At 65.2% G+C, this 14,805-nt stretch carries 7 protein-coding genes; 3 read left to right on the forward strand and 4 right to left on the reverse strand.

The features are described 5' to 3' along the window. The 3 genes from FS767_RS16430 to hrpB form a co-directional block, all read right to left on the reverse strand. Window positions 1-7,312, reverse strand: a 7,312-nt coding sequence (locus tag FS767_RS16430) for a hemagglutinin repeat-containing protein (protein ID WP_144966907.1), incomplete at its 3' end; no start/stop codon positions are given. 38 nt (window positions 7,313-7,350) lie between these two features. Then, window positions 7,351-9,036, reverse strand: coding sequence for a ShlB/FhaC/HecB family hemolysin secretion/activation protein (locus FS767_RS16435; RefSeq protein WP_178102744.1), 1,686 nt, complete (start codon window positions 9,034-9,036; stop codon window positions 7,351-7,353). 148 nt (window positions 9,037-9,184) lie between these two features. After that, window positions 9,185-11,704: an ATP-dependent helicase HrpB gene (hrpB, locus tag FS767_RS16440; protein WP_144966911.1), complete on the reverse strand. Its 2,520-nt coding sequence runs from the start codon at window positions 11,702-11,704 to the stop codon at window positions 9,185-9,187. A 117-nt stretch (window positions 11,705-11,821) separates the two neighbouring features. On the opposite strand from hrpB, the gene FS767_RS16445 reads away from it, so the two are divergent. Continuing rightward, entirely contained in the window at window positions 11,822-12,241 is a 420-nt protein-coding gene (locus tag FS767_RS16445) for a hypothetical protein (protein WP_058638971.1), read from the forward strand. Window positions 12,242-12,262: 21 nt separating this feature from the next. Continuing rightward, complete coding sequence (locus tag FS767_RS16450) at window positions 12,263-13,132, forward strand: cation diffusion facilitator family transporter (RefSeq protein ID WP_058603559.1); 870 nt, start codon at window positions 12,263-12,265, stop codon at window positions 13,130-13,132. Window positions 13,133-13,136: 4 nt separating this feature from the next. On the opposite strand, the gene FS767_RS16455 is transcribed toward FS767_RS16450, so the two are convergent. Next, window positions 13,137-13,931: a DUF6515 family protein gene (locus FS767_RS16455; RefSeq protein ID WP_144966913.1), complete on the reverse strand. Its 795-nt coding sequence runs from the start codon at window positions 13,929-13,931 to the stop codon at window positions 13,137-13,139. 396 nt (window positions 13,932-14,327) lie between these two features. Here FS767_RS16455 and FS767_RS16460 point away from each other — a divergent pair, with 396 nt between their 5' ends. Further along, window positions 14,328-14,804: an Lrp/AsnC family transcriptional regulator gene (locus FS767_RS16460; RefSeq protein ID WP_023534579.1), complete on the forward strand. Its 477-nt coding sequence runs from the start codon at window positions 14,328-14,330 to the stop codon at window positions 14,802-14,804. Window position 14,805: the final 1 nt, after the last annotated feature.

Below are 14,805 nucleotides of genomic sequence, written 5' to 3' on the forward strand. Positions count from 1 at the left end.
CTACTTCACCCCCGCCACTACGACGGCTACTGGAGCTGGCGCTGTCGTTCTGCGCCGCCCTGATGTTGAGGTCATTACCCGCCTGAAGATCGATATCCCGCACGGTTTGCACTTGCGTGCCGATCAGATTCAGGTCGTTGCTCGCCTTGAGGTTGGCATCGCGTCCAGCCTGCAAACTCGTGACCGTCGAAGAGCCTTGGCTTTGATCGCTATCGGCAACTCCGCGACTGCCGCCAACACCCACTTTGAAACCACCGCTGGTGCCGCCATGAATGCCGCTCCAGCTTTTCTCCTCACTGCTCTCTTCGCCATAACTGCCCTTGGCCGCATCGAGCGTGATGTCACGGCCCTGAATGTTGATATCGCGCCCCGACTGCAACTGTCCGCCGCGGATGCGCACATCATTGTTGGCAGCGATGTTCAAGTCGTTGCCGGCATCCAGCGTCGAGCCGCGATTGCTCGTTTGCGACACAACTTGGCGACTGCTTTCCTTGCTGTTGCCGAACTTCGCATCGGCCGTAGGCCCGCTCAGGAACTGCGAAATGCTGTCCACGGCCCGCAATGTGCTTGAGGCTTTACTGGTAGCGTCCTCGCCTTTGCCGGCACCATTGACGGCATCTTTGGTGCTACCGAAGTTATGGTTGATGGTCGCCGTCAGGCCGTTGCGCGAGCGCTCGCGTTCCCGCTCGGTCACCTGCGACTCGCTGGCAGCGTCGACATTGACGTCGCGACCGGCGGCCAGGTTGATGTCGTTGAAGGCTTGCAGGTCCGAACCGACCTGATTGATGTCGCGCTTGGCACCCACATTCAGATCGCCACCGGCGCTGATCTGGCTGGCGGCACTGGTCTCCTGGGTCAGACGGTCTTTGGCTTTGTTGCGCTCGGAGCCGGCGAACAGGCTGACGCCGTTGTCGTCCGAGGAAATGCCGATACCGGACTGCTTCTTGCTCTTCCAATCCTGGCTGGAGTGGGTGTTCTGCGCCGCCAGCACGTTGACGTCGCGCCCGGCTTGCAGGCCAACGTCGCCCGCCGCATCCACACGGCTGCCGACGACGTTGATGTCCCGTTCGCTGTGCAGGTAGGCATCGCGCATGGCCGTAATCTGACTGCCCACGGCCGTACGGCCCTGCGCTTCGTTGCCCGCTTCCTTGGCCGAGGAGAACGACAGGAAGCCACCGGACAGGGAAAGGCCGGTTTTCTTCTTGTATTTCTCTTGGTGGCTGGAGGCTTCGTTGTTGGCCGACAGCAGGTTGATGTCACCGTTTTCATCGACCAAGCCCGCTCTGACATCTGCGTCGTTCGCAGCATTGAGGGTGCTGGCCCGCAGGTTCACATCGCGACCTGACGCAATCATCGCATCGTTGCCGGCAGTCAGCTCGCTACCGACTTGATCGACGTTGCGGGTCATCTGGCTCTTGCCGCTCTTCGACAGGCCGAAGGCCCCGGATTTGGTGGTCTTGCTGTAGGTGCCGTGTTGCTCTACGCCAGAATTGACCGAGACGTCGTTTGTGGCGCCCAGGATCAGGTCATTGCCTGCCGACAGCTGGCTGCCGACGATATTGACGTCGCGACCGACGTTGATGCCGACACTGCCGTCGGCAGCCTTGCGGGTGTTGATGGTCAGGTCCTGGCCGGCCTCGATTACCGAGGCGACATTGGTGGAATCGTAGGTTTCCTCCTGATGCTTTTTCTTGCGGCCAAACGAGCCACTGCTCTTCTTGAACGAGTAGGAGGCGTTTTCATCCTGAGCCGAGGCTATGTTCACATCTTGCCCGGCGTCGAGTGCCAAGTTCTGCCCGGCGTTGGCGCGGCTGGCGACGACGTTGATGTCGCGAGCGGCGTCGGAGTTCAAATCGCTGCCGGCGTTTACGTTGGAGGACAGCTGCTTGGCCTGCGTGGTGACGACGTAGCGGTGGCCGCCCTCGAAGGACTCGTGCTTTTGCGTGTTGTCGGTTTTTGCCAGCAGGCTTACGTCGTTACCTGCCTGCAACGCTACATCCCGCCCAGCCTGCAACGTCCCATAATTGGTCACATCCCGACCGGCACTCACAGCCAAATCCTGCCGAGCGCTCACCCCGCTCCCGGCATCCGTCACCGTGCGGTACCCCGCCCCATCGCGCACCTGAATCGCCGTGCGCTCGTTGGTGACGTCGCCGCGCACCGCCGCCAGGCTCACGTTCTCCCCGCGAATCTGTCCTGCCATGGCGTTGCGGATGCTGTCCTGCGCGATCAGTTGCAGGTTGTTGCCCGCCTCCACCAGGCCACCCTGGTAGATGCTGCCGCCACTGCTCACGCTCAGGTCGCGGCTGGCGCGCAGGGTGCCGACGTTGACCAGATCCCCGCCGCTGATCAGGTTCAGGTCGCGGCCCTGGATCAGGCTGCTGCCGCGCACGTTGCGGGCGTCCACCTGGGCCAGGTACAGGGTCGGCACCAGCACGGTCTGGCCGTCGACGACGCGGTTTTCCATCCACACGATGTCATGGGTCAGCGCGCCGACCTGCGCGCTGGTCAGGGCTACGCCCAGGCTCAGGTTGAGGGCGTCCTTGCTGGCCAGGGCGTTGTCCATCAGGTAGCGGTACTGGTCGTAGTCGCTGACCAGGCCGTCGGCGAGGAAGCGCTGGCCGGTCTGGGCCAGCACGGCGTCGCGGATCAGGCGTTGTTCGTAAAGGCCGTCGCCCAGGCGCCGCCAGTTGGCGTCGGGGCCGATGTCCAGGCGCTCGAGCAGGTAGTCGGAGCCGAGGAAGCGCGACAGGTCGGTGAAGTTGGGGTTGGTTTCGATCAGGTAGTGGCCGTTCGGATCGGGGTTGCGCACGAACAGGCCGTAGTCGCCCTGAGGCAGCTGGAAACTCGGGCCGGCGGTGGGGTCGACCGCCGCGAATGGAATGCCGCTGTAGTCCACCGGGACGATGGTGGTCTGGCCGTTGGCGTCGGTCACGCGCTGCACGCTGGGCAGTGCGGCTACGGTGGCGGCGCTGGCGTCGACGGCCTGTTTGTTGAGGGTGATGTCGATGCCGCCGACCGGCACGCCGGTCTGGTCGTCGCCCAGCTTGCCGGTGAGGATTTCCAGGGCGTTGTGTTCGCTCACCGAGCCGTTCTGCACGCTGCGGGCGACGTTCAGGTTGACCGTGCCGCCGGCTTGCAGGGTGGCGGCGTAGAGCGTTTTGGAGCTGTCGCTCCAGGTGGTGACGTTGCTTTCTTCGCTGAAGCGCGCATCGGCTGAACGGGCCTTGAGCAGCTCGAAGCGCGCCAGGTCGAAATCGCCGGCAGCCACGGCGGCGTTGAAGGCCGGGACGTCGATGTATTCCATCTGGTCCCAGTAACCGGTGTCGATACGCCCGGGCGTGCCGATGACGATCTTCTGCTGGCCGGTGCGCTCGGTAGCGCCGAGGTTGAGCAGGTCGTTGGCGGTGATGCTGAGGTTGCCGTTGGCCGCCAGCAGGCTGTAGCGGTTCTGCACGTCGCTGGCTTGGATGGTCAGGTCTTTGCCGGCCACCAGGCGCGCGCCGGGGCTGTCTTGGGTGGCGCGTTCCAGCAGGGTTTGTTCGATGGTGATGGTGCCGCGCTTGAACGAGTCGTGGCCGGCGCAGTGCTGGCCGCACACCCAGCTCAGGCTGCCGCTGACGATCGACTCGCCCAGCTCGAAGCTGGCCTTGGCGTTTTCCACGCTGGCGGCGTTCAAGGTGATGGCACCTTCGCTTTCGACGGTGCCGGACAGGTTGCTGAAGCGCTGCGCGGCGTTGCCGTCGCGGTTGGCGACGCTCAGGTCGCCACGGCTGTACACGTCGCCATAGAGGTTGCTGAACACCTGCGCACGCAGCGCCATGGCGCCGCCGCTGAACAGCAGGGTGTCGGGGTCGTTGCTGATGCGCTCGGCGTTGAGCGTGACTGCGCCTTGGGCGCCGAGGGTGCCGCGGTTGAGGATCTGCGCGGCGTCGATGGCCAGGGCATGGCGGGCGGTGAGGTAGCCGAGGTTGTCGAGGTTGCCGGTCAGACTCAGGCGCGCGTCCGTGCCGGCGCCGATGCGGCCGCCGTTCTGCGTGACGTTGCCGGCGTTGATGGCCACCAGGCCTTGGGCCGACAGGCGCCCGCGGTTGTTCAGGTCGCCGCTGAGGTTGAGGGTCAGGTCACCGTCGCTGAGCAGCTCGCCGCCGTTGTCGAGGCTGGCGAGGTTCAAGGTCAGGCCGCTGGCGCTGGCCAGGCGGTCGCCGGCTTGCAGGGCCAGCGCGGCGCTGGTGTAGGTCAGGGCGCGGTTGAGCTGCACGCTGCCCAGGCCGTCGACCTGGCCGAACTGCCAGTCGCCGGCGCCCAGGGCGGTGATGCGCCCGCCGGCACCACTGACGCGGTCGAAGGCCAGGCTCAGCAGGCCGTCGCCTGCGTGTTCGATGCGGCCGCTGCGGTTGTCCAGCAGGGCGGCCTTGAGGCTGAAATCGGTGTTGCCGGCAGCAATGCGGCCGTTCTGGTTGAGCAGGCTGCCGGTCAGTTCCAGGCGACTTAGGTCGCTTGCGGCGGTCAGGCCTACAGGGGAATGGCCCAGGGCGGTCAGTTGGCCGTCGCGGTTGTCCAGGGCCCTGGCGCTGAGTGTGAAGCGGCTGTTGGCTTCGATCAGGCCGCCGTGGTTGTCCACCTGACTGGCCTCGAGGTCGAGGGTCTCGCCGCTGATCTGCCCGCCTTGGGTGTTGCTCAGAATGGTGCCGATCGAACGCAATGCGGTTTTGGCGAACAAGGTGCCGCCGGCGTTGGCGAGGGTGGCAGCGTTCAGCGTCAGGCCGCCGACCAGGCTGGCCACGGAGCCGGCCTTGCCGTTCTGGCTGCCGTTGTCCAGGCGTGCGGCTGTGATCTCGACGCTGTCGCCCTGAACGATGCCGCCCAGGTTGCTCAGCGCCGCCTGGCCCAGTTGCAGGGCGGTGGTGCCCGCTGTGGCGAGCACGATGCCGGCGTCGTTGTTCAAGGTGCCGCCCGTGTAGCGCAGGCCGTCGCTGCCGGCGACCAATTGACCGCCCTGGCCGTTGTTCAGGGTGTTGGCGTGCAGGTCCAGTCGCTGGCCGCGCAGGCTGCCGCCGCTGTTATCCACAGCCGCGGCACCGTCCAGCGTCACGCCGTGCTGGCCAGCGTCGATGATGCCGGTGAGGTTGCTCAACACATCGCTGACACTGAGCTGCACGTCGCCGCCGTCGCTCACCAGCGCGCCCTTGGCGTCGTTGTACAGGCGCTGGGTGTCGAGGCTCAGGCTGCGGCCGATCACCGTGCCGCCGCTGTTGTCCAGCCAGGCGCCACGCAGCAGCAGGCTGGCGTCGCTCTGCACCCGGCCGCCGTCGTTGAGCAGTTGGGCCTGGGTGGCGCTGCGGGCGAAGTCCAGGGTCAGGCCCTGGATGCCGGCGGCCACCAGGCCTTGGTCGCGGTTGTCCAGGCGCTTGGCGGTGATGGCGAGCTGTTCACCGATGACCTGGCCCTGGCGGTTGTCGAGTTGGGCGACGTCGAGGTCGAGGCGCTCGCCGATGATCTTCCCTTGGCGGTTGTCGATGTCAGCCTGGGGTGCGGTCACACGAATGCCGGTGCCGAGCAGGCTGCCGTTGCGGTTGTCGAGGCCGGCGGTGGCGAGGTCGAGGTCGCCGATGACCGCCAGCAGACGCCCGCCCTGGTTGTCGGCCTGGCCTGTGGACACGTCGAGGTGCCGCTGGGCCTGCACGGTGCCGTCGCGGTTGTCCAGGCGCATGCGCGCAGTGACCTGCGCGTCGCCGCCGCTGGCCGAGAGCAGGCCGGCACGGTTGTCGAGGGTGTCGCTGCTCACGTTCAGCGTTTTGGCATCGATTTGCCCGGCGGCGTTGTCGAGGGTGGCGACGTTGAGGGTCAGCTTGCCGTTGACGGCTTGCAGCAGGCCGTCGCGGTTATCCAGCCGCGCCAGGTCGAGGGTGACGTCCTGGCCGTTGCCGAACAGCAGCACCCCGCCCAGGTTGACGATGGCAGGTGCCGACACGAACAGCGCCTGTTCGCCGACCACGCGGGCGGCCTTGCCCTGGTTGCTCAGGGTGGCGGTGGTCAGTTGCGTGCGCTGGGCCTGGAGAACGCCACGGTTGTCGATGCGCTGGCTGGCTTCGACGGTCAGGTTGCGGCTGGCTTGCAGGGTTCCGGTGTTGTCGAGCAAGGCGGCGCGGACGGTGACGTCGCCGACGGCGTTGCGGCTGTTGTCGTTTTCGATGCCGGCCGCAACGGTGCCGGGGTTGCTGAGCGTGCCGGCGTCGATCTCAACCCGCTCGCGCGCTGCGAGGCTCTGGCGATTCACCAGCTCGCCGGGGGTGCGCACGTTGACGCTGTTGGCGTAGGCCTTGCCGGTCATTTCGACGCTGGGGGCGGTGACGTTCAACGCGCCTTTGGCCGAGGCCTGGGCCATGTTCAGTTGGCCGTTGGCGTCGATCTGGATGTCGCCGGCGCTGGCGGCCAGGTTGCCGGCGGTCTTCACACCCACGCCCTGGTCGGTGCCCACCAGCTTGATGGTGTCGGCGTACATGCCGCCGAGGGCCGAGGAGTCGATGGCCAGTTGCGGTTTGTCAGCCGGGTCGCCCTGGCGCGGGGTGGTGGCCAGGGTGTCGGCATTGACGTCGTTGGCGCCGGCGACCACGTTGAGGCGCTTGGCGTACAGGTCGGCGTTGAGCTTGGCCGACCGGGTGATCAGGTCGAACTGGTCGATGTTGCTGGCGTCCAGGCCCTGCCCTTCGATGCTGATGCTGCCGCCATCGACCGCGAAGTGGTCGAGCTTGCCGGTCGCATCCAGCACCGGCTTGCCGGTGCTGAGGGTGACCCGCGGGGTGTTGATGAAGCCACACCCGTTGCACGTCACGCCATGGGGGTTGGCGACGATAACCCGCGCCGCCTGCCCGGCCACTTCGGTGTAGCCCTTGAGCTGGGTGGCGTTGGCGCCGTTGACTTCGTTGAGGATGGTGCTCGCCGCGCGCCCGCCCAGCTGCTGGTTGCCGAGGATGTTGCCGCCCAGTTGCGTGCCCTGGATGGCTTGAGTCGAGTTGTTGAGGATCAGCCCTTGGCTGTCGACGTTGTAGCGCTCGTACTGGTTATGCGACAGGCCTGCCGCGTTGGGCGCGGCGATGTTGACCACCGGCACGCCGTTGCCGGCCTTGCCGACCTGGGTATTTGTCGTGCCGCTCACGGCGATGCCGTCGGCCATCGCCCAGATCGGCTGCCAGAACATGACGTTGGCCAGCAGCACGGCCAGCAGGCGCTTGGGCAGGCCGAGGAAGTTCGGCCGGTCGGCGAGTACGGCGGTAGGTTGGGCAGCCAGGGTCAGTTGGCGAACGTCCATGTGTGCAACCTCGAAACTACGTCGTCGACGAGCAAAAATTAAAGATAGAAATCCATGCGGAAATAGATCGGTGCTTCGCGGTCCAGCACATCCGGGCGTTCCAGGGAATGGGCAAAGGTGACCGAGGCGGCGAGATGCTTGCCGCGGGCAAACAGCTCCAGCGAGTTGCTGCTCAGGCGGCCGTGCTCTTGGCCGTTGTAGCGGTCGTTGCGGATTACGCCCTGGTCGTAGCCCAGCGCCACGCCGTATTCCCCGAGCACTGGGCGCAGCGCGTCGAAGGTCACCGGGCGCGTCCAGCGCAGTTCGTTGCGCCAGTAGCCGCCGCTGTCGCCGGTCAGGAACTGATCCTTGTAGCCGCGTACCGACGACGACCCGCCCAGGCTCAGGCGCTGCGGGCTGAAGAGCGCGTCTTCGCTGCGCTGACCGGTAGCCAGGCTGGTGAAGGCCAGGCGTTCGCCCCACAGCTCGAACGGCTGCAGGTAGCTGAGGGTACCGGTGTACTTGCGGTAACGCGCGTCGGCTTCGCCCGGGCCCGGGTCGTGGTTGCCCTGGGCGTCGAACAGGCCGATGCCTTGCTGCATGCCCAGGTCGAGGTTGACGAAGGCCGAGCCGATGCGTCGGCCGTGGTTGAGGCCCACCTGCGCTTCGCTGATGCGGTTGCTGCTCAGGTCCAGGCGGGTGTCGCCGAAAAAGTTGTTGGTGCGGATGTGCGCAAGGCCCAGGCTGACCGAGGTCTTGCTCAGAGTGTCGCGGTGGATCACCCGCTCGGCGCTGAACTGGTGGGTCTGGCTGTCGCCGTCCTGTTCCACTTCACTGCCTTGCACGTCGATGCGCGAGCGGTAGTGGCTTTCGCTGTAGAAGTAGCTGAAGGTCCACCAGCCCCAGGGAATGTTGTACGCCAGCAAGCCGTTGCGCGAGCTGCGCTGGTGGTCGCTGACCGCGTCATGGCCGCCGCGCACGCTGAACTGGTCGGCCAGGCCCAGCGGGTTATCCCAGTCCAGGCCCGCGTTCCACTGCTGCTCGCCGGTGCTGCGCAGGCCATCGTTATTGCGCGACAGGTGCGCACGCCAGGGCTTGTCGGCTTCGTTGCGCACCAGCACGTCGCTGCCGCCGACATTCTGTCCGGGGCTCAGCTCCATGCGCACGTTGTTCGAAGGCAGGCGGTTAAGCTGATCGACCATCTGCTCGATCTCGCGCAAATCGAGGGGTTGGCCTTCTTTACCGGGAAAGGTCAGTGCCAGCTCGCGCTCGGACAGGCCGCTGGCGGCGTCGCTGCGCAGCTTTTCCAGGGTGCCTTCAACCACCAGCACTTTCAGCCGGCCTGCGGACAAGTCCTGTTGCGGCAGGTAGGCGCGGGTGGTGACCCAGCCTTTGTTGAGGTAGTGGTCGGTGATGGCCTTGAGCAGACCGTTGAGCTGCGACACACCCAGGCATTTGCCTTGGTAGGGCGCTGTCAGCGCTCGGCGGTCGGCCTCGGACAAGGCATTGGCGCCTTGCAGCTCGATACGCTGGATAGTGAAACAGCGGGTATCGGTGGGCGTCTGGGGCGCTGCAGGCGTGGCCGGTTTGCCGGGTAGATCCTGCAGTTCCTGCAGGCGCCGACGCTGCTCTTCGAGCAGGCGGTCCTGGCGGTCGCGGATAAGGTCCTGCTCACCCGGGGTTGCGGCTTGCACGGAGAAACAAGCGGCGAGGCTCAGCACGGCCGCACTGGCGGCCATCCACATCCTTGTAGATAAAGGCATAGTGATTCCATTGGACATACAGGCAGTCAGTGCAGCAGGCGCCTAGGCGGCCAATACCAGCGATATGACATCATTTTTCACATCGGTGAGACAGACCGCTCTGCGCAGGCGGAGTTCCTGGTGCGCATCGCTACTTCCTAGGCTTAGCCCTGGCCGTCGCTTCGGCTACCAGCGGGTCTTCAGGCCAATAATGCTTCGGGTATCGCCCCTTCAGATCCTTCTTCACCTCCACGTAAGTGCTGCGCCAGAAGTTCGCCAGATCCTGGGTGACCTGCACAGGCCTGCGAGCCGGCGACAGCAGGTGCAGCACCAGCGGCTGCCTGCCCTGGGCGATGCGTGGGGTTTCTGCCAGGCCAAACAGCTCCTGAAGCCGCACGGCCAGGATTGGCGGATGCTGCGAATAGTCGATACGGATATTCGAGCCGGACGGCACCTGGATCGCCTGGGGTGCCTGGGTGTCCAGCTCCTGTGGAAGCGGCCAGGGCAGGAGGTTTCTGATGATCGAGGGCAGGTCCAACTGGCTGAAGTGGCTGAGCCTCGTGACTTTACCCAGGTAGGGCGTGAGCCACTGGTCCAGCGTGTCCAGCAGGTTGGCGTCGCTCAGGTCAGGCCACTTGCTGTGTGCCTGCCCACCCTCGATATCCAGTTGGCGCAGCAGACCCACCCGGGCCTGCCACTGCCGCAGCTCAGGGTTCCAGGGCAGAAGCTCGATGCCCTTGCGCCTCACCAGGTTGACCAAGGCCAGCGAACGGGTGTGCTCATCAAGACTCGGCAGGGCTTTCGTCGACAAGATCAGCTGCCCAACCTTCAACTGCCGCTCAGCCTTCAGCACCCCTTCCCTTTCGTCCCAGTCAACCTCATCGACAGACTTCACAAGGTCAGCCAGCTCGTCATCGAACAGAGCAGGCTCGAGGTCACTCGCCAGGTAGATCCGCTCCTCACGCTGCCCTTGCCGGCTACCCAGGTCGGCGACCACCAGCCACTCATGCTTGGTGAGTGCATCGGGCTCTGAGAACACCGCAGCACGACCATTGGAAAGACGGTATTCGGATGCACTTGCACGCCTCTGCTGGCCGATTCGGTCAGGGTAGGCAAACGCTAGGAGACACCCTACCCACCGTGGGTGATCGGGCTCGCTGACAGGGCTGGAGGCCTTCCCACGCAGTAGGGATCGGTACTGCCGAGCCGACTGCTTCACCCGCTGGAGAGAACCGCCACTGCGACGTGAATGTTGCTCCCCTGACAGAGCACTCAGCCGGGTGTGAAGGTCAGCACCGGCCCCGCGCAGAATGTCCTTTTCGCCTAGCAGTGCCGCAATGTTGCATGCCAGGTCATCCAGGCCCATCGCATTGCCCTTTATGAGCATGTGGGAGATCCGGGGGTGGGCTGGCAGCGCGCTCATGGCCGCACCGTGTGGCGTGAGCTGCCCAGCATCGTCGAGGGCGCCCAGGCGCTTGAGCAAGTCTCTGGCTTGAGCGAAGGGCGCTGCTGGCGGCTGGTCGAGCCAGGTCATCTCTTGCGGCTTCATGCCCCATCGGGCCAACTGGAGCGCCAAGGCTGCGAGATCTGCCTGCAGGATTTCAGGGGTGCTGTAGCCGGCCATCTGTTCGTGCTGGGACTGCGACCACAGCCGATAGCAGACGCCGGGCTCCAGGCGCCCCGCCCGCCCCGCACGCTGGGTAGCGCTGGCTTTGGAAATGCGCTGTGTGTCGAGTCGGGTCATGCCGCTGCGGGGGTCGAACCTGGGCACTCGTTCAAGGCCACTGTCCACCACCACCCTCACCCCTTCGATGGTCAGGCTGGTCTCGGCGATGTTCGTGGCCAATACGATCTTGCGCGAGCCCTTGAGTGCCGGGTCTATCGCCGCACGCTGCGCCTGCAGGTCTAGGTCACCGTACAGCGGGCACACGATTACCTCTGGACGGCTGCCGAGCTGCGCCTTGAGGTCCTCTGCCACCCGTCGAATTTCCGCCTGCCCCGGCAGGAAAACCAGAAGGCTGCCAGGTTGTTCATCAATGGCGGCCAGGCACGTGTCCGTGATGCGCGAATCGACTCGCTCGCCCGGCTGATAGGGGCTGCCCCATACCGTCGAGACGGGATACATCCGCCCTTCACTGGTGACTACAGGTGCATCGTTCAGCACCTTCGAGAGCCGAGCACCCTCCAGCGTTGCAGACATCAGCAGCAGCTTGAGCGGGGGTTCATCGCGCAGCAGTTCACGGGCGCTCAGGCACAGCGCCAGCGCCAAGTCAGAATCGAGGTTGCGCAGGTGGTACTCATCGAAGATGACCACCCCCACACCCTCTAGCGCCGGGTCATCCTGAAGCCGGCGAGCCAGGATGCCTTCGGTGACCACTTCGATCTGCGTACGCGGCCCTACCTTGCTTTCAAGGCGAATGCGGTAGCCGACCGTCTCACCCACCTGCTCGCCCAGCTCACTGGCCAAACGCTCCGCCGCCGCCCGCGCGGCCAGTCGGCGGGGTTCGAGCATCAGGATCTTTTGCCCGGCCAGCCAGGGTTCATGCAACAACGCCAGGGGCACCCGAGTGGTCTTGCCAGCACCTGGGGGCGCTTCGAGTATCACTTCATTGCGACTGGCCAGGGCCTGTCGCAGATCTGGCAGTACAAGGTCTATAGGTAATGAAATCATGGTGGCCCTCGAACAAGCAGGCGAGTATAACGGCGAACCGACGTTGTCCTATCATGGTCTTAACCGCGGGCCCAGGCGCCTTGCCTGGCCTGCCGAACGCCACGCCCGGAGATTCACATGCGCATTGCTTCCCGCCTGATCGGTGCTGCCCTCGTGGGCACCTTGCTGACGCAACTGACGGCTTGCGGCTCTATCTTCTATCCAGACCGTCGCGGCCAGATCGACGGCAAGGTCGACCCGGCGATCGCCGTGCTGGACGCTGTTGGCCTGTTGTTCTACGTCATCCCAGGGCTGATCGCCTTCGGCATCGACTTCGCCACCGGCGCCATCTATTACCCGCCAGGGCAGACCGCGCAGGTGGACCCTGCCAAGCTCAAGGACGCCGTCAATGCCGATGGCACCGTGGACAACCTCAAGCTGCAGGCCATCCTGGAAAGCGAACTGGGGCAGCGCCTGCCGCTGGACGACCCACGCCTGATCCAGCACCGCGGCAGTGCTGAACAACTGGCCAGCCTGGGGCTGGTACCTGCCGCCTGATGCCAAGGACAACCGCCTGACATGACCACCTCGGCCGAACACAAACGGTTGCTCCGCCTGGCCACGCGCGCCTCCCTGGCGGTGGCCAGCATCCTGGTGGTCAGCAAGGCGCTGGCCTGGTGGTTGAGCGGCTCGGTGAGCCTGCTGGCCGGGTTGACCGATTCGGCCCTGGACGCCGTGGCGTCCTTCCTCAACCTGCTGGCCGTGCACTACGCCCTGCGCCCGGCCGATGACGACCACCGCTTCGGGCATGGCAAGGCAGAAGCCCTGGCTGGCATCGCCCAGGCGCTGTTCATCGGCGGCAGTGCCGTGCTGATCGCCTTGCAGGCGTTGGAGCGTCTGCGCAACCCGCAGCCGTTGGGCGATACCGCCATCGGCATCGGGGTGATGCTGTTGTCGTTGGTGCTGACCGTCGCGCTGTTGGCCCTGCAACGCAAGGTCATCCGCGCCACAGGCTCCACGGCGGTACGCGCCGATTCCCTGCACTACCGCTCCGACCTGTTGCTCAACGGCAGCATCTTGCTGGCATTGCTGCTGGCGCGCTTCGGCTGGCCGCAACTCGATGCGCTGTTCGGGTTGGGCATCGCGTTGTACATCCTGTGGAGCGCCCTGCAGATCGCGCGTGAAAGCACGGCGATTCTCATGGACAAGGAGCTGCCCGTGGATGTCAGTGAAGACATGGCCAACCGCGTGCTGGCTATCGATGGCGTGCTGGGCGTGCACGACCTGCGCACCCGGGTATCGGGCAACCAGTGGTTCGTGCAGTTGCACATCGAGCTGCCTGGGCAACTGCCGCTGCATCACGCCCATGGCCTGTGCGTGCAGGCCTCGGAGGTGATCCGCGATCAGTACCCCAAGGCCGATGTAATGGTGCACGCCGACCCGGTGTAGCCCTTCAGTTGATGCTGTAGCCCCGCCCGGACAAGCACGCGCCAAGCGCCCGTTGGTAGGTGCTTGCAACCGCAGGCGCCGGCGCATAGGCAGCCATGGCAGGATCGAACCCCGACTGGCTGACCGCCCAGCGGTGGCACTGGTAGCGATCCTGGTCCTGCTGCTCCTGCCCTTGCCCATAACGCGGATAAGCCACCACGTCATACCCCGGCGCCGCTGCTGGCGCAGGTTCAGGGGGATTGACCACCACGTACTCGCGACTGTTTTCCAGGTACCGATAGTAGGTGTCGGCGACCAGGTACATCATCGCACCGTCCACGCGGAACTTGTGCGCATAGGGCGGCAGGTAGCTGACTCGCGCACCTGGGGGCGGCACCACGACTTGGTAACCCCGTTCCCAGGGGCGGTACCAGTACCCGCCCGAGTAGAAATATTCCTGCCCTTGGTAGGGCACCTTCCAGAAGCGGTCAGGGAACCGGTCCACGGTCTGGCCGGGCCGGTAATGCGGCCCGGGGCCCCAGCCTTCACCGTGGCCACCAGGGCGCCCCTGCCACCGCGGGCCATCACCGGGGCGGCGGGGAATATCCTGGTAGAACCCTGGCCGTGGGGGCTGCGTCTGGCCGACTTCGTCACGTGAATTGAGCGCACGCCCAGGCGCGGGCCCTGCCTCGATACCTGGCCCTGTGGCGGCGGGGGGCAACGCACCTGGGCCGTCGTTGGGCCCGGCTGCCAGGGCTGCCACGCTGATGCCCATGCCCAGCAAACCAACACCTGCCCACTGCCAGATGTGCGACTTCATGGTAGTCCTCTCGACGGGAAAACGGCTGACTGCGCCAGTCTACCGCGCCCCACCGCGCCGCCCATTAAATTTCAGCCATGAAAAAAGGGAGGCCATGTGGGCCTCCCTTCAGCAATTGTCGTCCGTGCTCGGCGCTTGTGGCCCCGGCTCACCTCACACCGTCTTCTGGAAGGTGCGTAGCCCGGGGGCCTGGCCCATCCTGTTGGATGGCTTGGCCGCGAGCGCCCGTCTGGGGCGCATCGCCGTGGACTGATGTCCGGGCAGTGATTCTGGTGATAAAGATACCGGGCGCGCACCGGCACAGGATTGCGAAGATTGCTCAGATAAATAGCACTTGCGCAATTTTTAACCCTGGATTGATAATTCGCCGCAATCCGAACAGAAAAGGCATGATTCATGAGCAAGCTGGACCGATACGACCTAAGCATTCTGGCTGAATTGCAGCGTGACGCGCGCATCTCTAACCAGGAGCTGGCCGAACGCATCGGCCTTTCACCCTCACCCTGCTCGCGCCGCGTCAAGCAACTGGAAGACGACGGCTACATTTCCCGCCAGGTGGCCTTGCTCGATCGCAAGAAGCTGGGTTTGAGCCTGACCGCCTACGTACTCATCGGCATGGACCGGCACACCCCCGAGCGTTTCGAAACCTTTGAGGCCACCATCCGCAACCTGCCCCAGGTGCTGGAGTGCAGCCTGGTGACCGGGATGGACGCCGACTACCAGCTCAAGGTCGTCGTGCCCGACATGGACCACTACCAGAAGCTGCTGCTCGGCAGCCTTACGCGTATCGAGGGCGTCACCAGCGTGCGTTCAAGCTTCGTGCTCAACCAGGTGTTGGCCAGCACCGAGCTTCCATTGACCCACCTTCGCTGAT

The organism is Pseudomonas sp. DE0010, assembly GCF_007680745.1.
Taxonomy (GTDB): Bacteria; Pseudomonadota; Gammaproteobacteria; order Pseudomonadales; family Pseudomonadaceae; genus Aquipseudomonas; species Aquipseudomonas parafulva_B.